The organism is Cupriavidus oxalaticus (assembly GCF_004768545.1).
Classification (GTDB): Bacteria; Pseudomonadota; Gammaproteobacteria; order Burkholderiales; family Burkholderiaceae; genus Cupriavidus; species Cupriavidus oxalaticus_A.
On record NZ_CP038635.1, the window covers coordinates 2,431,659 to 2,450,287 of the forward strand.

The following is an 18,629-nucleotide window of genomic DNA, read 5'->3' on the forward strand; positions in this document are numbered from 1 at the left end:
GGTCGCTCGCCTTTCGCTCGCAGTGCGCTCACTCGTAGCCGTAGGCCCGCAGTCCGGCTTCGTTGTCGGCCCAGCCGCTCTTCACCTTGATCCACATTTCAAGGTAGACCTTGCCGTCGAACAACTTCTCCATGTCGAGGCGCGCCTCGGTGGAGATCTGCTTGAGCTTGCTGCCCTTGTTGCCGATGATCATGGCCTTGTGCGCGTCGCGCTCGACCAGGATCGTGGCAAAGACGCGGCGCAGCCGGCCCTCGGTCTCGAACTTGTCGATGACCACGGTGCTGGTGTACGGCAGCTCGTCGCCGGTCCAGCGGAACACCTTCTCGCGGATGATTTCCGAGGCGAGGAAGCGCTCGCTGCGATCGGTCATCGCATCGGCGTCATACATCGGCTCGCCTTCCGGCAGGTAGGGCCGGATGATGTCGAACAGCCGCGCGATATGGTCGCGGGTCTTGGCCGACATCGGCACCACTTCGCGGAACGGGAACAGCTGCCCCATCTTTTCCAGGAAGGGCATCATCACTTCCGAGCGGTTCTCGCCGATGCGGTCGAGCTTGTTGGTCACCAGCAGCACCGGCGTGTTCTTCGGCAGCAGCGACAGCACCTTCTCGTCGTCGGCGCCGTAATAGCCGGCCTCGACCACGAACAGGATCAGGTCCACCGACGACAGCGTCGACGTGACCGCGCGGTTCAGCGAACGGTTCAGCGCGCTGGCGTGGCGGGTCTGGAATCCGGGCGTATCGACGAACACATACTGCGCGTCATCCGTGGTCTGGATGCCGACGATGCGGTGCCGCGTGGTCTGCGCCTTGCGCGAGGTGATGCTGATCTTCTGGCCGACCAGCGCGTTCATCAGCGTGGACTTGCCCACGTTGGGGCGGCCGACGATGGCCACGGTGCCGCAGCGGAACGCCGCGGCCGGGGTATCCGCCGCGTCTTGCTGCGGATGGTTAGATTCGGTCATTCCTTCAACCTGAGAGACAGCTGCGGGTCCTGCGGCTGGGGTTGCTTGCGGGTCTTGCCGGTGCGCTCGGCGCGGCTGCGCTTGAGCAGCTGCGGTACCAGCTTCTGGACTTCGTCCAGCGCCAGCTTGGCGGCGGCCTGCTCGGCGGCGCGCCGCGAGGCACCGGTGCCGAACACCCGGACTTCCAGTTTAGGCACCGTGCACTCGACTTCAAACTGCTGGCTGTGCGCGGCCCCGTGGGTGGCGATTACGTTATATTGCGGCAGCGCGATCTTGTGGCCCTGCAGGTATTCCTGCAGCAGGGTCTTGGCGTCCTTGCCGAGCGTACGCGGGTCCACCTGCTCCAGGATCGGGATATAGAGCTTGCGGATCAGCGCGCGCGCGGCCTCGAAGCCGGTATCGAGGAAGACCGCGCCGACAATGGCTTCGAGCGCGTCGGCGAGAATCGACGGACGGCGGAAACCGCCGCTCTTCAACTCGCCCTCGCCCAGGCGCAGCGTCTCGGACAGCTGCAGCATCTGGGCGATCTCATACAGGGCCTGCTGCTTGACCAGGTTGGCCCGCACGCGCGACAGGTCGCCTTCGTCGAGCTTGCCGAACATGCCATAGAGCATGTCCGCCACCGCGCAGTTGAGCACCGAATCGCCCAGAAACTCGAGGCGTTCGTTGTGCTGGGCGCTGTGGCTGCGGTGCGTCAGCGCCTGCTGCAGCAATTCTGGCTTGCTGAATCGGTAGCCGAGTCGTTGCTGCAAGGCGTCGAGGTTCATATCAGTGCTGCGTTCCCGAATAGGTGATCAGAAGACTCAGGGGTCCGTAGACGGGCACTTCGGTCCGGTACGAAAAATCGACCGAGCGGATGTTGCCGTTATCGTCCTCGCGGACCAGCAGGTCTTCGCCCTTGACTGCGGCAATCCGGTCGATGGCTGCCTGTTTGTCGAAATACTCGACGACTTCACGTTTGTTGACTGCGCGCTGCTTCGCGAAGCTGGCGGCGCGCTTGACTGAAAAATACTCCACCAGGCTCGGGATCGAGCGTACGGCCGGCAAGGCCACGCCAATCACGAAGACCACGACCACCAGCAGCGTCCAGACGGAAAAACCGCCCTGCCCGCGGCGCCGTGGCCCGGCCTGCCCGTACTTCCGGCCTTGTTCTTTCCCCTTAACCTTCCCGGTCTGACCCATTTGCGCTTGCCCTCTGTTGTGTTGAGTGTTCTTGCGCCGCGCGGATTGGCTTATTTAAAGGAGCCCACGCGTCCGAAATTGCCCAGGTTCATCCAGATGACAAAAGCCTTGCCGACGATATTCTCGTCCGGCACGAATCCCCAGTAGCGGGAGTCGAGGCTGTTGTCCCGGTTGTCGCCCATCACGAAATAGTGACCTGCAGGTACCTTGCACGTCACACCCTGCTGATTGTAAGTGCAGTTTTCCCGGTAAGGGAAATCCGGGTCGGCGCCCGCCACGAACGCCGGCCGGTCGGCATCGTTAAGGATGCCATGGTCGACGCTGCCGGGCAGTTTTTCGCGGAAATGCTTGGAATACGCCAGGCGCTCTTCGTCCAGGAAATCCGGCAGCACCGTGTATTCGGCCGGCTTGCCATTGATGGTCAGCCGCTTGTTGAAATACTGCACCGTGTCGCCCGGCACGCCGATGACGCGCTTGATGTAATCGAGCGACTGGTCCTTCGGGTAGCGGAACACCATCACGTCGCCGCGCTGGGGCTCGCGCATGTCCATGATTTTCTTGTTCACCACCGGCAGGCGGATGCCGTATTCATACTTGTTGACCAGGATGAAGTCGCCGATCAGCAGCGTCGGGATCATCGAGCCCGACGGGATCTTGAACGGCTCGACCACGAACGAGCGCAGCACGAACACCGCCAGGATCACCGGGAAGAAGCTGGCCGAGTATTCCAGCCACCACGGCTGGCGCAGCTTTTCTTCGGCCAGGCGCTTGCGCGTGGCGTCGGCATCGGTCGCGCCAAAGCCGCCTTGCAGCGCCGCCTGGCGGGAATCGAATTCGGCCAGCGCCAGCCGCGCCGAGGCGCGGCGCTGCCGCTCGAACACGAGCTTGTCCGCGACCCACGCAACACCCGTAATCACCACCAGCACAAAAAGGATCAGTGCAAAATTCATGACGGCTTCTGGTTCTTGGAAATCCTGGTACAGCCTGTTCTGTTACGCGCACGGCGAACCGCTGCGCGTGGCATCGTGCTGCCGGTGCCTTACTTGTCGTCCACCTGCAGGATGGCCAGGAAGGCCTCCTGCGGGATCTCGACCGTACCCACCTGCTTCATGCGCTTCTTGCCGGCCTTCTGCTTTTCCAGCAGCTTCTTCTTGCGGCTGATATCGCCGCCGTAGCACTTGGCCAGCACGTTCTTGCGCAGCGCCTTGACGTTCTCGCGCGCGATGATATTCGAGCCGATCGCCGCCTGGATCGCCACGTCGTACATCTGGCGCGGAATGATCTCGCGCATCTTGGCTGCTACTTCGCGGCCGCGGTATTGCGAGTTGGAGCGGTGCACGATCACCGACAGCGCATCGACCTTGTCGCTGTTGATCAGGATATCGACCTTGACCACATCCGACGGGCGATATTCCTTGAACTCGTAGTCCATCGACGCATAGCCGCGCGAAACCGACTTCAGGCGGTCGAAAAAGTCCATCACGATTTCCGCCATCGGGATTTCGTAGGTCAGCTGCACCTGCTTGCCGTGGTAGCTCATGTTGATCTGCGTGCCGCGCTTCTGCGTGCACAGCGTGATCACCGAGCCGACATATTCCTGCGGCATGTACAGGTTGACCGTGACGATCGGCTCCAGGATCGCCTCGATCTTGCTCGGGTCCGGCATCTTCGCCGGATTTTCAACCGTGATCATGGTGCCGTCGCGCATCTCGACCTGGTACACCACCGTCGGCGCGGTCGTGATCAGGTCCATGTCGAACTCGCGCTCCAGGCGTTCCTGCACGATTTCCATGTGCAGCAGGCCCAGGAAGCCGCAGCGGAAGCCGAAGCCCAGCGCCTGCGACACTTCCGGCTCGAACATCAGCGAGGCGTCGTTCAGCCGGAGCTTTTCCAGGGATTCGCGCAGCGCTTCATACTGGTTGGCTTCAACCGGATACAGGCCGGCAAACACCTGCGGCTTGACTTCCTTGAAACCCGGCAGCGGCGCCTCGGCCTTGCGCTGCACGGTGGTGATGGTGTCGCCCACCTTGGCGGCCTTCAGTTCCTTGATGCCGGCGATGACAAAGCCCACCTGGCCTGCGGTCAGCGAATCGCGCTGGATCGACTTGGGCGTGAACACGCCCACCTGCTCGACCAGGTGCTGCGCGCCGGTGGCCATCAGCAGGACCTTGTCCTTGGTGCGCAGCGTGCCGTTGACCACGCGCACCAGCATTACCACGCCGACATAGTTGTCGAACCAGGAATCGATGATCAGCGCCTGCAGCGGTGCGTCAGTATCGCCCTTGGGCGGCGGCACCTTGGCGATCAGGGCTTCGATCACGTCCTGCACGCCCTGGCCTGTCTTGGCCGAGCACGGCGTGGCATCCTGCGCGTCGATGCCGATGACGTCCTCGATCTCCTGGATCGCGTTCTCGGGGTCGGCCTGCGGCAGGTCGATCTTGTTCAGCACGGGCACCACTTCCACGCCCAGCTCGATCGCGGTGTAGCAGTTGGCCACGGTCTGCGCCTCGACGCCCTGCGAGGCGTCGACCACCAGCAGCGCGCCTTCGCAGGCGGACAGCGAGCGGCTGACTTCATAGCTGAAGTCGACGTGCCCCGGGGTATCAATCAGGTTCAGGTTGTAGACCTTGCCGTCGCGCGCCTTGTAAGACAGCGCGGCGGTCTGCGCCTTGATGGTGATGCCGCGCTCTTTCTCGATATCCATCGAGTCGAGGACCTGCGCTTCCATCTCCCGATCCGACAGCCCTCCACAGAGCTGAATGATCCGGTCGGCCAGGGTGGACTTCCCATGGTCGATGTGGGCAATGATCGAGAAATTACGGATATGGTCCATCTAGTGTTCAGGGGAGCGCCGGCAATAGGGCCCGGGCGGCAACAACGGTTCGTCGCAGTTCGAAAATGGCCCGGCGCCGCGCGCCGGCAGGCGTGCGCGGGCGTGCCGCAAAGGTCAGGGGCGCAATTTTTGCGCCAATCCGCAATTTTACCGGATTTTCAAAGGCTTCCGGGTCGCGAAATGGCCACGCTGTAAGCGTGCCAGGCGCAGTCAGCGGCTGGCGCGGGCGCCGCCGTGTGCCGCAAGCCACACCCGCACCGCGCCATCATCGAGGAAATAGTGACAAAGCTGCGCGGCACCGCTGTCGAGCGCCTCCGGTGGCCCTGGCATCAAGACCGGGACCAGTTCGCCGAAGCGGTCTTCCAGGCCGGCGTCGCTGTCGACATCCACCTCATGCAGCACGAAAGAAAAATCGCGCCGGAGCGACTCCAGCGCGACCTTCATGTCGTCGCACAGATGGCAGTATGCCCGGCCGTAGATCGTCAGAACGGGCATGCCATCGACGGGTAGCCGATCAGCGGTTGGCGGTGGCACCCGGGCGCAGCGTCAACACCTGGGTGGCGTCGCCGCGCCGCACGAACACCGCAGCGATCCGGCTCTTGTCCAGCCCGCGCACCAGCTCGTTGAACTGACGCGCGTTGGTCACGTCGGTGTCGCCCAGGCGCAGGATGATGTCGCCCGGACGAATGCCGGCGCGCAGCGCAGGACCGTCGGCCAGCTCTACCTCGACGCCCGACTTGAGCTTGAGCTCCTTCAGGCGCGTGTCGGGCAGGTCGGTGACCACCAGCCCCAGCGCGTTCGGCTTGCTGGTCTGTGCGCTGTCTTCCTTGGGCGCCGCGCTGCGGCTGGCGCGCGCCTTGCCGTCCGGCTCCAGCTCGGCGACAGTGATGGTGACCTCCCGGGTCGCGCCCTTGCGCCACAACTGCAGCGGCACGCGCGCGCCCGGCTTGGTATCGCCGACCATGCGCGGCAGGTCCGAAGCGCGCTCGATATCGCGGCCGTTGAACTTCAGGATGATGTCGCCGGCCTCGATGCCGGCCTTCTCGGCGGGGCCGCCCGGCTCGACGCTGCCGACCAGTGCGCCGCGCGCACGGCCCAGTCCCAGCGAATCGGCCACTTCCTTGGTGACGTCGCCGATCGCCACCGCGATCCGGCCGCGGGTCACGCGGCCGGCGGTCTTGAGCTGCTCCGACACGCGCATCGCCTCGTCGATCGGGATCGCGAAGGAAATGCCCATGTAGCCGCCGCTGCGGCTGTAGATCTGCGAGTTGATGCCGATCACTTCGCCGCGCAGGTTAATCAGCGGGCCGCCCGAGTTGCCGGGGTTGACCGCCACGTCGGTCTGGATAAACGGCACATAGTCGCCGGTATCGCGCCCCTTGGCCGAAACGATGCCGGCAGTCACGCTGTTATCCAGCCCGAACGGCGAGCCGATGGCCAGCACCCACTCGCCGGCGCGGACTTTCTCCGAGTCGCCCAGCGGCAGGCGCGGCAGGTTGTTGGCATCGACCTTCAGCAGCGCCACGTCGGTACGCTTGTCCGAGCCGATCAGCTTGGCCTTGAACTCGCGCTTGTCCGGCAGCGTCACGTAAATGGTCTCGGCGTCCGCCACCACATGCGCGTTGGTCATCACATAACCATCGGCGCTGATGATGAAGCCCGAGCCTACGCCGCGGCTCTGCTCTTCCTGCTGCGGCGGCTGCGGCTGCCCGCGGCGAGGCGGCGTGCCCGGGGCCGGCGCGCCCGGCATGGGCACGCCAAAGAAGCGCCGGAAGAACTCGGCCATTTCATCGTCACCGGGGGCGCCGCCGCGTTGGCGCACGCGCTCGGTGGTGCGGATATTGACCACCGCGGGGCTGGCCTTTTCCACCAGGTCGGTGAAATCAGGCAGGTTGTAGCTGTTGGCGGCAGCCTGGGCGTGGCTGACTTCGGCCACGGTCGGGCCGAGCACCAACATGGCAGCCATGACCACGGCACGCGCCAGGGCTGGAGATCTGAAAGTCATCGACAACTCCCGGGATTCAGCGAAAGAAGAAAAAACCGATACGATCCCGTGGCTGGGACCCCATGCGCAGGATTCATGGGCCGGCACCCGGAATGGGCATTCCGAGGCGCCGGCTGCACCCGCGTCAGGCTCAGTGTACCGCCTTGGGCTGCCGGTACTCTACGGCCGTCGCAAACTGGCGTACGGTGCTCGCCGGCACTTCGCCGACGACGGTAATCCAGTAATCGGCAATGCGGCGCACCACGACCTGGGTTGCGCCGAGCGCGGCCACGCCTTCGCGGCGCACGCGCTGCTCGGAAACCGGCTCGATGAACACCGACAGGCCGGTCAGCCCGTCACTGTAGACCACCTGCAGGACTTCGAAGACCTGGCCGCGGCTGTTGCCGGGCGCCGAGGCCCGCAGCTCGCCCAGCGGCCGCCGCACCTCGCGGATTTTCTGGAAACCCTTCAGCGGCACGGCGATCGTCCAGCCTTCGTCTGCAATGTTGGTCGGCTGGTAATTCACCTCGTAGTGGTTCCAGTTGCTGGCACTCTTGATGGCAGCAAGGATGCGCTGCTTTTCAGACGGCACCCCGATCTGGACTTGCGAGAACGCCACCTGCTCCAGCACCTTGCCGCCATCGCCAACGGTCTGCGCACGCATCAGCAAGCCGGAATTCTTTTCGGCCCACAGGCGCACCGCATAGCGAGCGGCATCGTGCGGCTCCAGCGCGAACACCTCGCAATCCATGCCGGCCACCCGCTCCGCGGGCATCCTGCGCATGTCGTAGAGCTCGAGCACATCGTTCTTGTTGGTGGCAAGCAGCGCCGGGAAGCGGTCCTTGGCTTCCTGCTTCTCCACCACCACGAGCTTGGCTTCCGGAATCAGGCTGTGCACCACGTCATTCTGGCGCAGCACCTCGCGCGGCTTGCCGTCCAGCGTTTCCAGGCGCTCGTACTCGTTGTTGACCAGGTCGCTGTAATGCTGGATGCGCGACGCATGCATGACGCTGCCGCGCTGGTAGATCAGCGTGCCGACATAGTTCTCGCGTTGCGCGGCTTTGTGGATCTTGTTGAGCCAGGCGGTGGCGTCGCGTCGGTTCAGCGTACTGTCCGACGGCTGCGCGGTTGCCGCTGCAGCAGTCAGACACAAGGCCAGAAAAAGGGACCTACGCAGGGCCCCAATTCTCTGTGCGCCCGCTACATAGGCGGACGACCGTCCTTTATGCATGTCCGGCATTATTCCTGCGTATTTTCCTGAGAGAAGCTGGCGCCGTTGGCAACCGTGCGCATGGTCGGCACGAATGCATCCGTTGCCACCGACGTGCGATGGGCACGCAGGTATTCGTCGAGTCGCGGGTCGCGAATCATCTGGGTTTCGGCCACGGTGACGATGCCGGCGGCCGGCGCGGCTGCGGACGGTTCCGCGCGCGCCACCACGGCTTGGGGCGTGGCCAGGCCGGTGGGTCCGCGCATCTGCGGCACCACCACCCAGCTGACCGCCGCGACGGCGGCCGCGATCGCGGTACCCGGCAAGGCGCGGCGCACCCACGACGGCCTGAACAGCAGGCGGTGGCGGGCGCTGGCTTGCGCCACGGCCGGCACCAGCACATGCGGCTCGGCCTCCAGGCGCGCGGAGAAGCGAGAGAGGAAATCGGCGGTGGAGCCAGCATGCGTCAGGTCTTCCGAGCGTAGCGCATCGCCGATCAACTGGTATGTGCTCCAGTCCACCATGCCGGCATCGCCTTTCGCGAGATCAAGCACGGCATCGACTTCGTGCGGCGCGAGTTCGCCATCCATCAGAACGGAGATCTGCTCCGCTGCTTCCACTACATGAACCGACTGCTTATGAGCCTGACCCATTTCCCACCCCAAGACATTCCATTGAACACCGATAATCCCGTCTACTGCTGTCGCTTATCGATGCAGGAATAGGCTGCAACGCTGGCCGCACGACATCGTTCTTTGCTACCGAACTACTACCACCACCGGAACCACTACCACCGCTTGCCCTCTGCCGTTCCCAGCAGCGGACGCAATCTTTCGGCAATCGCCTCGCGCGCACGGAAGATCCGCGAGCGCACCGTGCCGATCGGACATCCCATCGCCTCCGCGATTTCCTCATAGCTGAGGCCCTCGATCTCGCGCAGCGTAATGGCGGTCCGCAATTCCTCCGGCAGTGCTTCCATCGCGCGGTTCACCGTCTCGGCAACCTGGCGCGTATGGAGCATCGACTCCGGCGTATTGATATCCCTTAGTTGCTCACCGTCCGCAAAAGTTTCAGCCTCTTCCGCATCGATGTCGCTCGACGCTTCCGGGCGGCGGCCCTGGGTAGCCAGGTAGTTCTTGGCCGTATTGACGGCGATCCGGTACAGCCACGTGTAGAAGGCGGACTCCCCGCGAAACTGGGGCAAGGCGCGATATGCCTTGATAAAGGCATCCTGCGCCACATCCTCGACTTCGGCGGGGTCCCTCACCAGGCGCGAGATCAGGCGAATGATCTTCCGATGGTATTTGGTCACCAGAAGTTCAAAGGCCCGCTTGTCGCCCTGCTGGACGCGTTCAACTAAGAGCTGATCGGCTTCGCGTTCGCTCACGTATGGCTCACCTGCAGTGTATCTCTTGGTTTGGTCGTCACGACAAACGTTGTATTTTACCTACGATTCTCCGCCCGCCCCGTCGAGCAACGCGCATCCTGTGACCGTGAATTAACAATTTCGTTCCCTCGTGGCCGCATCGGGTTGCACCTGGAGTGCAACTCTGGCAGCGCGCTGCAACCGCCGCGAGAGTTCCGGCGACGCGGCTTGCCAGGGGAGGAAGACGGCACCCGGCAAGCCAGGCGCGCGGGAGGCCAGGCGCAAGACAGCGACGCCGCCCGCCTGCCAGAATCCGCTCACCACTACTTCGTGGCGGCTGGCGGATGCTTCAATACGGACTCGCAGCGGCCCTCTGCCGTCGGGTGCCGGCAGCAGCGCCGTGCAGCGCCAGCGCAAGGCACACGTCCATCGGCGCCAGCTGCGCACAATCACCACGCCGGTGGCGAAGGGCAGCGGAGCCAGCGCGCCATGCCACCACAGCATGCCGGCCGGGCTGGCGGCAACGGTGTCGGCCAGCGCGGACACGAGCAGCCCCACCGCAGCCGCTTCACCGGCGCAGAACACGAACAGGGCCCACCGCAACGGGTGGACCCTGTCCTGGCGCAGCCCGCGAAGGGCCCGCCTCAACCACGGATCAGACGCGGCGGAAGACAAGCGTGCCGTTGGTACCGCCGAAACCGAAGTTGTTCTTCACCGCAACGTCGATCTTCATCTCGCGCGCCGTGTTGGCCACGTAGTCCAGGTCGCATTCCGGATCCTGGTTGTCGATGTTGATCGTCGGCGGCGACACCTGGTTGTGCACGGCCAGCACGGTGAAGACCGATTCCAGGCCGCCGGCGCCGCCCAGCAGGTGGCCGGTCATCGACTTGGTCGAGTTCACCACCATCTTGTAGGCCTGGTCGCCGAACGCTGCCTTGATAGCATCGGATTCGTTCTTGTCGCCGAGCGGCGTCGAGGTGCCATGCGCGTTCAGGTAATGCACCTGGTCCGCGTTGATGCCTGCGTCCTTCAGCGCGTTGACCATGCAGCGGCGCGGGCCGTCCATGTTCGGCGCGGTCATGTGGAACGCATCGCCGCTCATGCCGAAGCCGATCAGCTCGGCATAGATGCGCGCGCCGCGCGCCTTGGCCGACTCGTACTCTTCCAGCATCATCACGCCGGCGCCCTCGCCCAGCACGAAGCCGTCGCGGTCCTTGTCCCACGGGCGCGAGGCTGCGGCCGGATCGTCGTTGCGGGTCGACAGCGCGCGGGCCGCGGCGAAGCCGCCGATACCCAGCGGCGACACCGTCGACTCGGCGCCGCCTGCCAGCATGGCGTCGGCGTCGCCGGCCTGGATCAGGCGCGCGGCCAGGCCGATGCTGTGCAGGCCGGTCGTGCACGCGGTCACGGCAGCCAGGTTCGGGCCCTTGATGCCGTGGATGATCGACAGGTGGCCGGCGATCATGTTGATGATCGAGCCCGGCACGAAGAACGGCGAAATGCGGCGCGGACCGCGCTCGGTCAGCACCGCCTTGGTCTCTTCGATCATCGGCAGGCCGCCGATGCCCGAGCCGACCAGTACGCCGATACGCTCGGCGTTGGCTTCGGTCACTTCCAGGCCGCTGTCCTTCAGGGCCTGCGTACCCGCGGCGATGCCGTAATGGATAAAGGTATCCATATTGCGGGCTTCCTTGGCCGGGATGTAATCCTCGGCATTGAAGCCCTTCACTTCACCGGCGAAATGCACGGAAAGCGCGGAGTGATCGAATTTGGTGATGGTGGCGATGCCGGACTTGCCGGCTACCAGGTTGGCCCAGCCTTCGGCAACCGTGTTTCCGACCGGAGACACAAGGCCAAGCCCAGTGACGACGACGCGACGACGGCTCACTATGTTTTCCTACGGGTGCGTGAAGAGGCAACGGAACGACGGATCAGCCTGCCGCCGGGCCACGGGCGCGGCGTACAGGCGCATTCCATTCTGCGTCTTCGAACAGACGAAAGCCACAGAAAACAGCAAGGCAAGGCCGCGACGGCCCGCCCACCTGCCTTCTGTGGCTCGGAATTCAGATACGACGGGCTCAGGCCTTGACGTGCGCGGTGGCGTAGTCGATAGCCTGTTGCACGGTCGTGATCTTTTCGGCTTCCTCATCGGGAATTTCCATGCCGAATTCATCTTCCAACGCCATCACGAGTTCAACCGTGTCCAGCGAGTCCGCACCGAGGTCGTTCACGAACGAGGATTCGTTCTTGATGTCTGCCTCGGCCACGCCAAGCTGTTCTGCCACGATTTTCTTGACGCGTTGTTCGATATTGTCCATGTAACCCTCCAGGGAAGTTCGACAAAAAGTGGGCGCATTTTAGCAGGTTTGGGACGACAGAAATGCCGCCTGCCAAGCTTTGCAAGAATCGCGCCCGTTTGGTTCGGAAAACTACGACTTCACTACGGCTTCAGGCGGCTTCTTCCGGCTTCTCGCCGGAAAAGCGCCACCCAAAAAGCCGATTAATTCATGTACATCCCGCCATTCACATGCAGCGTGGTGCCGGTGATGTAGGCGGCTTGCGGACCGGCCAGGAAGGCCACCGCGTTGGCGATATCCTCGGGCTGCCCCAGGCGGCCCAGCGGAATCTGCTGCTTGAGCGAAGCATGCTGCTCTTCGGACAGCGCCTTGGTCATGTCGGTATCAATGAAACCCGGCGCGACGCAGTTGACGGTCACGTTGCGGCTGCCGATCTCGGCGGCCAGCGAGCGGGTCATGCCGGCCACGCCGGCCTTGGCGGCCGAGTAGTTCATCTGGCCGGGGTTGCCGACCGAGCCGACCACCGAAGTGATATTGATGATACGGCCCTGGCGCGCCTTCATCATCGGGCGCAGCACCGCGCGCGACAGTCGGAAAACCGAGGTCAGGTTGGTCTGGATGACCGCGACCCAGTCCTCGTCCTTCATCCGCATCGCCAGCTGGTCCTGCGTGATACCGGCATTGTTGACCAGCACGCCGATGCCGCCGTGGGTCTTCACGATCTCGTCGATCAGGGCATCGCAAGCGGCCGCGTCATTGACGTTCAGCACCGCGCCCTTGCCCTTCAGGCCTTCTGCGCCGAGGTATTCGGTGATGCCGGCGGCGCCGGACTCGCTGGTGGCGGTGCCGATCACGGTGGCGCCCTGGCGGGCAAGTTCCAGCGCGATGGCGCGGCCGATGCCGCGCGAGGCGCCGGTGACCAGCGCAACCTGGTTATCGAGAAGTTTGGTCATGCAGAATGTCCTTTCGTGCTCTTTTGTCCTGGACTGACTACCTGGGCTGACTTCGCTGCGCTACTTCAGCAGGGCCAGCGTGTCCTGCAGCGAGGCCGGATCGAAGATCGCGCCGCCGGTCAGGTTGCCGTCGATGCGCTTGGTCATGCCGGCCAGCACCTTGCCCGGGCCGCATTCGATCACATGGGTGACGCCCTCGGCAGCCATCTTCTGCACGCACTCGACCCAGCGCACCGGCGCCGCGGCCTGGCGCACCAGCGCGTCCTTGATCGCTTCCGGATCATTGACGATCGCAACGTCAACGTTGTTCACCAGCGGGATCGACGGCGACGCGAACGCCAGCCCGGCCATCCGCTCGCGCAGGCGGTCCGAAGCGGGCTTGAGCAGCGACGAATGGAACGGCGCCGACACCGGCAGCGGCAGCGCGCGCTTGGCGCCCTTGGCCTTGGCGATCTCGCATGCCTTCTCGACCGCGCCCTTGTGGCCGGCGATCACGACCTGCGACGGGGCGTTGAAGTTGACGGCTTCGACCACGCCGGCGGCAGCCGCTTCGGCGCACGCGGCGCGGACGTCGTCATCGGACAGGCCCAGGATTGCGGCCATGCCGCCCTCGCCCACCGGCACGGCTTCCTGCATGGCCTGCGCGCGGAAACGCACCAGCGGCACCGCGTCGGCAAACGGGATCACGCCCGCGGCCACCAGCGCCGAGTACTCGCCCAGGCTGTGGCCGGCCACCAGGGCCGGAGCCGGGCCGCCGGCGTCCAGCCACGCGCGGTAGACCGCCACGGCGGCGGTCAGCATCACCGGCTGAGTATTGGTGGTCAGGTTCAGTTCTTCAGCGGGGCCATCGGCGATCAGGCGGCCGAGATCCTGGCCCAGCGCGGCCGAGGCTTCTTCCACGGTGGCGCGCACGACGGCGTTATCCGCAAAGGCATTGAGCATGCCGACCGACTGTGAACCCTGGCCGGGAAATACGAAAGCGAATTTCATCGGATTGGAACCCTTTATGGAACGGGAAGCCGGCGCGGCGGCGCGCGGCATTGGCGCGCACCGGGCACCGGCTGCGAATTACATGCGCAGCAGCACCGCGCCCCAGGTGAAGCCGCCGCCGACGCCTTCCATCAGCACGGTCTGGCCCGGGCGGATGCGGCCGTCGCGCACGGCGACGTCGAGCGCCAGCGGGATCGACGCGGCCGAAGTATTGCCGTGCTCGTGCACGGTGGCGACCATGCGCTCGGCGGGCAGGCCCAGCTTCTTGGCCGTGCCCTGCATGATGCGGATATTGGCCTGGTGCGGAATCAGCCAGTCGATTTGCTCAGGCTGCATGGCCGCCAGTTCCATGGCTTCGCGCGCGACCTTGTCGAGCACGTTCACGGCAAGCTTGAACACAGCCTGGCCATCCATCTGCAGGAAGGCGTTGCCGGTGATATTGCCGCCCGAGACATTGCCGGGCACGCACAGGATGTCGACGTGGCTGCCGTCCGCGTGCATGGCGCTCGACAGGATGCCAGGCTCTTCAGAAGCGGTCAGCACCACTGCGCCGGCGCCGTCGCCGAACAGCACGCAGGTGGTACGGTCGTTGAAATCCAGAATGCGCGAGAACACTTCAGTACCGATCACCAGCACGTTGCGGTGCGAGCCGCTGCGGATGAACTTGTCGGCCGTGGCCAGCGCATAGACGAAGCCCGAGCACACCGCCTGCAGGTCGAATGCCGCGCAGTGGTTAGTGATGCCCAGCTTTTCCTGCACCATGCAGGCGGCGCTGGGGAAGACGAAGTCCGGCGTAGACGTGGCGACGATGATCAGGTCGATGCTCTGCCGGTCGATGCCGGCGGCCTCGATGGCCCGCTCGGCGGCCTTGACCGCCAGGTCGCTGCTGGTCACGTCGGGCTCGGCCCAGTGGCGCGCCGAGATGCCGCTGCGCGAGACGATCCACTCGTCGCTGGTCTCGATGCCCTTTTCGGCAAGCTGCGCCGCCAGATCATGGTTGGTCACGCGCCGCGGGGGCAAGTAGCTCCCGGTACCGATGATTTTTGCGTACTTGGTCATGTAGTGTCGGATCGTATGGACCGCAGTTCCCGCCGGCTGGTGCGCAAGGCGCTCAAGCGGGGTGGGTACTGGGATGCGCGCTGGGCGCGTCTGTCTCCGGGGCGGCCAGCGCCACGCCAGCGGCGCTGGACTTATCGGCGAAAGCCCGTGCGATACGGGGAATCACGCCATTCTTGGCGGCATCATACCCGCGTTTGATTGCCCACTCAAAAGAATGGGCATCGGCCGAACCGTGGCTCTTGATCACCAGGCCGCGCAGGCCCAGCAGCGACGCACCATTGTAGCGCGCCGGGTCAAGCCGCTTGGCGAGCCGCGACAGCACCGGCATGGCCACCGCCGCGAGCAGCTTGGTGAACCACGAGCGGGTGAATTCTTCCTTGATCATGCCGCCGATCATCTTGGCGAGGCCCTCGGTGCTCTTGAGCGCCACATTGCCGACAAAGCCGTCGCAAACGACGATATCCGTCGTTCCCTTGAAGATGTCGTTGCCTTCCACGTTGCCGTAGAAATTGAGCTCGGAAGCACGCAGCAGTTCGCCGGCGCGCTTGACCACCTCGTTGCCCTTGATGACTTCCTCGCCGATGTTCAGCAGGCCGACGGTCGGGCGGTCCTTGTGGTCCACCACGGCGACCATGGCCTCGGCCATGCGGGCGAACTGCAGCAGGTGTTCGGGCTCGCAGTCCGCGTTGGCGCCGAGGTCCAGCACGGTGGTGCCCCAGCCTTCCTGGTTCGGGATGGTGGTGGCAATGGCCGGCCGCTCGATGCCCTCGAGCGTTTTCAGCACATAGCGCGACACCGCCATCAGCGCGCCGGTATTGCCGGCGGAGATGCAGGCACCGGCGTGGCCTTCCTTGACCTGGGTGACGGCCACGCGCATCGAAGAATCCTTCTTCTTGCGCAGCGCCACCTCGACCGGGTCATCCATGGTGATGACTTCGGTGGCCTCGACGATGCTCACACGCGGATGATCCAGCGCATGCAGCTTTTTCAGCTGCGCCCGGATGGCGTCCGGCAGGCCCACCAGCACCATTTCGGCATCGTCGTAGCGGGATAGAAAACTGATCGCCGCGGGCACGGTCACGGACACGCCGTGGTCGCCGCCCATGCAGTCGATAGCGATTTTGATCGTCATTGTTCCTGGTACGGATAGCGCGGCAGCGCACACCACGCCCGGCGGTTGTCCCGAGCGCCCAACAAAAAAGCGGCAACGATCTTGCCGCTTTTTTGTGTCTGACCGTCTTGTGTCCGACTTACAGGCATGCGCGAGCGAGACGCAATGTCACGCCACGAAGCTATCAGTCGTTCTTGGTCTTGATGACCTTGCGGCCACGGTAGTAGCCGTTCGGGCTGACGTGGTGACGCAGGTGGGTTTCGCCGGTGGTCGGCTCGACGGCCAGCGGGGCGACCGTCAGGTGGTCGTGCGAACGATGCATGCCGCGCTTGGACGGCGACTTCTTGTTCTGTTGAACAGCCATGATGACTCCTTCGAGAATTTTTCAATATTAACACACGCATCCCGCCCAAGGCGTAGCCGGGGCCCGGCCGGATGCTTCAACTACCACCTGCGGAACACGCCCTCGGCCCGGTTGGCCTCAGTGCTTGTTCTTCAGGCCGGCCAGCGCCGCAAAGGGCGACGGCCGCTTTTCTTCCTCTGGCTCAGCTTCGGGCTGGGCCTCGCCGTCCGTGCCGGTCACGAGGCTTTCGTGCACCGACGGGCAGGCGTCATGCTTGGGGGCCACCGGCAGCGCCAGCAGCACTTCATCTTCAATCAGTTCCAGCAGCGAAAAACGCTTGGAGCCGGCGATCACGTCGACATCGTCGTCGTCCATCGGCGCGGCATCGGCCGCCTCTTCGCTCTCCACCACCTCGAAGCGCGTAGCCGTATCGACCGGCTCGGCATAAGGCGTCAGGCAGCGCTGGCAATCCAGCCACATCCGGCCTTTGACGGTCACATCGAGAAACAGCCGCCGCACCACCGGGGCGCCCGGCTCGGCCGTCTCTTCGCGAACGAAGCCGGTGGCCGTATAGGCAAACGTCTCTTCGGGGGCCGCGGCTGGCGCTTGCGCGGCAGTCTCGGCTAAGATGCGCGGCAAATCCCGCACCGCCACGTCGCCGCTCAGGCTTTCGCTCTTGCGGCAGAACGCGAAGAGATCGAGCGCGCGCAGGTCAATTGGCTGGGTCATGTGCGTGGCTCCCGTCGTATTGCAATGACTGGCTCGCCACATCCCACGCCTGCGCTGACAGCGGCCGCGCACATTGGCGGCACAGCGCCCAAGTGCGGATGCGGCAAAACGCGCGATTATACGACGTAAACCTTGTGGAGGTCAAAGGTCTTGCCACGCAAACCTTGCCTTATTCCTGCTACGCTTCAATCACTTATGCATCAAGACCCCCGCCCCAGGCTGATCCTTGGCTCCGGCTCGCCCTACCGCCGCGAGCTGCTCGAGCGGCTGCGCATCCCCTTTGAAGTGGCCATCCCGGACATCGACGAGACCCCGCTCGGCGGCGAAGCGCCGGAGGCTACCGCCCTGCGCCTGTCGCAGCGCAAGGCCGAGGCCATCGCGGCGCGCCATCCGGGTGCACTGGTGATCGGCTCGGACCAGGTGCTGACGCTGGACGGGGCGCAGATGGGCAAGCCCGGCGTGCACGATAAGGCCGTCGCGCAGCTGCGCCGCATGCGCGGACGCACCGCCATCTTCCATTCGGCGCTGTGCCTGCTGGACGGGCGCACCGGCACCGCCCAACTGGCCGACGTACAGACGCGCGTGACCATGCGCGACCTCAGCGACGCGGAGATCGAAACCTACCTGCAACTGGAACGTCCCTACGACGTGGCGGGCAGCGCCAAGTCCGAGGGGCTGGGCATCACGCTGCTCGCGCGCGTCGAGTCCGACGATCCCACGGCGCTGGTCGGCCTGCCGCTGATCGCGCTGACCGGCATGCTGCGCCAGGCGGGCTACCCGCTGCTCGCGGCATGACGCACCGGAGCCAACCATGAGCGGCAATCTTTTCCTGATCCCCAATACCCTCGGCAAGCGCGACGAAGCCGATCCGCTGGTCGAAGTCATTCCCGCCGGCGTGCAGCAGATCGCAGCCGGGCTCGACTACCTGGTCGCCGAAAACGCCAAGACCGCCCGCGCCTTCCTGAAGAAGCTGGGCGAAAGCACCCCGCTGGCACGCCCGATCCAGCAGATCGAGATCCGCGAGCTGAACGTCAACACCCGCGCCGACGCGTTGGCCGAGCTGCTCGCGCCGATCCAGGCCGGCCGCGACGGTGGCCTGCTGTCCGAAGCCGGCGTGCCGGCGGTGGCCGATCCTGGCGCCGAGCTGGTGCGGCTGGCGCATGCGCGCGGCATCCGGGTGCGGCCGCTGGTCGGGCCCAGCTCGATCCTGCTGGCGGTGATGGGCTCGGGCCTGAACGGCCAGAGCTTTGCCTTCAACGGCTACCTGCCGGTCGATGCCGGCGAACGCGCGCAGCGGCTGCGCGAGCTGGAACAGCGTTCGCGCAAGGCCAGCCAGACGCAGGTGTTCATCGAAACGCCGTACCGCAACGCGGCGCTGCTCGAAGCCATGCGCGAGCATTGCGCCGGCACCACGCTGCTGTCGGTGGCGGTTGACCTGACGCTGCCGACCGAAACCATCGTCACGCTGCCGCTGTCGGCGTGGAAGGCAGACCGGCTTGCGTTGCACAAGCGGCCTGCGATCTTCTCGCTGCTGGCGGCCTGAAGACGCCGGAAAATGCAGAAAGGGGCGCAACGGCGCCCCTTTCTTTCATCTGGCGACTCGCGCCG

Annotated in this window: 21 protein-coding genes; 2 read left to right on the plus strand and 19 right to left on the minus strand. The window is 64.9% G+C overall.

Annotation, left to right across the window (positions count from 1 at the left end):
• Positions 1–28: 28 nt before the first annotated feature.
• The 19 genes from era to E0W60_RS22195 all read right to left on the minus strand — a co-directional run bounded on the left by era (position 29) and on the right by E0W60_RS22195 (position 17,021).
• Positions 29–964 (minus strand): GTPase Era, encoded by a 936-nt coding sequence (gene era / locus E0W60_RS22105; RefSeq protein ID WP_133095539.1) that lies wholly within the window; start codon positions 962–964, stop codon positions 29–31.
• Entirely contained in the window at positions 961–1,731 is a 771-nt protein-coding gene (rnc, locus tag E0W60_RS22110) for a ribonuclease III (protein WP_133095538.1), read from the minus strand. The genes era and rnc overlap by 4 nt, the downstream gene beginning before the upstream one ends.
• Before the next feature lies 1 nt (position 1,732).
• Complete coding sequence (locus E0W60_RS22115; protein ID WP_135705563.1) at positions 1,733–2,146, minus strand: DUF4845 domain-containing protein; 414 nt, start codon at positions 2,144–2,146, stop codon at positions 1,733–1,735.
• Positions 2,147–2,196: 50 nt separating this feature from the next.
• Positions 2,197–3,096 (minus strand): signal peptidase I, encoded by a 900-nt coding sequence (gene lepB, locus E0W60_RS22120; RefSeq protein ID WP_029046313.1) that lies wholly within the window; start codon positions 3,094–3,096, stop codon positions 2,197–2,199.
• 89 nt (positions 3,097–3,185) lie between these two features.
• Positions 3,186–4,979, minus strand: a complete 1,794-nt coding sequence (gene lepA / locus E0W60_RS22125; RefSeq protein WP_135705564.1) for a translation elongation factor 4 — start codon at positions 4,977–4,979, stop codon at positions 3,186–3,188.
• A gap of 210 nt (positions 4,980–5,189) precedes the next feature.
• Positions 5,190–5,474 (minus strand): glutaredoxin family protein, encoded by a 285-nt coding sequence (locus E0W60_RS22130; protein WP_133095535.1) that lies wholly within the window; start codon positions 5,472–5,474, stop codon positions 5,190–5,192.
• 19 nt (positions 5,475–5,493) lie between these two features.
• Complete coding sequence (locus tag E0W60_RS22135) at positions 5,494–6,984, minus strand: DegQ family serine endoprotease (protein WP_133095534.1); 1,491 nt, start codon at positions 6,982–6,984, stop codon at positions 5,494–5,496.
• Positions 6,985–7,114: 130 nt separating this feature from the next.
• On the minus strand, positions 7,115–8,194 hold the full coding sequence (locus E0W60_RS22140; RefSeq protein WP_133095533.1) for a MucB/RseB C-terminal domain-containing protein: 1,080 nt from the start codon (positions 8,192–8,194) through the stop codon (positions 7,115–7,117).
• Between the two features lie 8 nt (positions 8,195–8,202).
• Positions 8,203–8,826, minus strand: a complete 624-nt coding sequence (locus E0W60_RS22145) for a sigma-E factor negative regulatory protein (protein ID WP_133095532.1) — start codon at positions 8,824–8,826, stop codon at positions 8,203–8,205.
• Positions 8,827–8,960: 134 nt separating this feature from the next.
• Positions 8,961–9,560, minus strand: a complete 600-nt coding sequence (gene rpoE / locus E0W60_RS22150) for an RNA polymerase sigma factor RpoE (RefSeq protein ID WP_012353313.1) — start codon at positions 9,558–9,560, stop codon at positions 8,961–8,963.
• Positions 9,561–9,671: 111 nt separating this feature from the next.
• Positions 9,672–10,142, minus strand: a complete 471-nt coding sequence (locus E0W60_RS22155) for a hypothetical protein (protein ID WP_240745886.1) — start codon at positions 10,140–10,142, stop codon at positions 9,672–9,674.
• 52 nt (positions 10,143–10,194) lie between these two features.
• Complete coding sequence (gene fabF / locus E0W60_RS22160) at positions 10,195–11,427, minus strand: beta-ketoacyl-ACP synthase II (protein WP_063238294.1); 1,233 nt, start codon at positions 11,425–11,427, stop codon at positions 10,195–10,197.
• Between the two features lie 190 nt (positions 11,428–11,617).
• Positions 11,618–11,857, minus strand: a complete 240-nt coding sequence (gene acpP / locus E0W60_RS22165; RefSeq protein ID WP_008644813.1) for an acyl carrier protein — start codon at positions 11,855–11,857, stop codon at positions 11,618–11,620.
• Between the two features lie 182 nt (positions 11,858–12,039).
• The gene (fabG, locus tag E0W60_RS22170; RefSeq protein ID WP_133095531.1) at positions 12,040–12,789 is read right to left on the minus strand and encodes a 3-oxoacyl-ACP reductase FabG; all 750 of its coding nucleotides are present in this window, start codon (positions 12,787–12,789) and stop codon (positions 12,040–12,042) included.
• A gap of 60 nt (positions 12,790–12,849) precedes the next feature.
• Positions 12,850–13,779, minus strand: a complete 930-nt coding sequence (fabD, locus tag E0W60_RS22175; protein ID WP_133095530.1) for an ACP S-malonyltransferase — start codon at positions 13,777–13,779, stop codon at positions 12,850–12,852.
• Positions 13,780–13,857: 78 nt separating this feature from the next.
• Positions 13,858–14,838: a beta-ketoacyl-ACP synthase III gene (locus E0W60_RS22180; RefSeq protein WP_133095529.1), complete on the minus strand. Its 981-nt coding sequence runs from the start codon at positions 14,836–14,838 to the stop codon at positions 13,858–13,860.
• Positions 14,839–14,890: 52 nt separating this feature from the next.
• Positions 14,891–15,970: a phosphate acyltransferase PlsX gene (plsX, locus tag E0W60_RS22185; protein WP_133095528.1), complete on the minus strand. Its 1,080-nt coding sequence runs from the start codon at positions 15,968–15,970 to the stop codon at positions 14,891–14,893.
• A gap of 163 nt (positions 15,971–16,133) precedes the next feature.
• Positions 16,134–16,313 (minus strand): 50S ribosomal protein L32, encoded by a 180-nt coding sequence (rpmF, locus tag E0W60_RS22190; RefSeq protein ID WP_029046300.1) that lies wholly within the window; start codon positions 16,311–16,313, stop codon positions 16,134–16,136.
• Positions 16,314–16,430: 117 nt separating this feature from the next.
• Entirely contained in the window at positions 16,431–17,021 is a 591-nt protein-coding gene (locus E0W60_RS22195; protein ID WP_135705565.1) for a YceD family protein, read from the minus strand.
• Positions 17,022–17,216: 195 nt separating this feature from the next.
• Between E0W60_RS22195 and E0W60_RS22200 the strand changes: the two genes are divergently transcribed.
• Together E0W60_RS22200 and E0W60_RS22205 are read left to right on the plus strand one after the other, a co-directional pair.
• Positions 17,217–17,816, plus strand: coding sequence for a Maf-like protein (locus E0W60_RS22200; RefSeq protein ID WP_135705566.1), 600 nt, complete (start codon positions 17,217–17,219; stop codon positions 17,814–17,816).
• A 16-nt stretch (positions 17,817–17,832) separates the two neighbouring features.
• On the plus strand, positions 17,833–18,564 hold the full coding sequence (locus E0W60_RS22205) for an SAM-dependent methyltransferase (RefSeq protein ID WP_133095525.1): 732 nt from the start codon (positions 17,833–17,835) through the stop codon (positions 18,562–18,564).
• Positions 18,565–18,629: the final 65 nt, after the last annotated feature.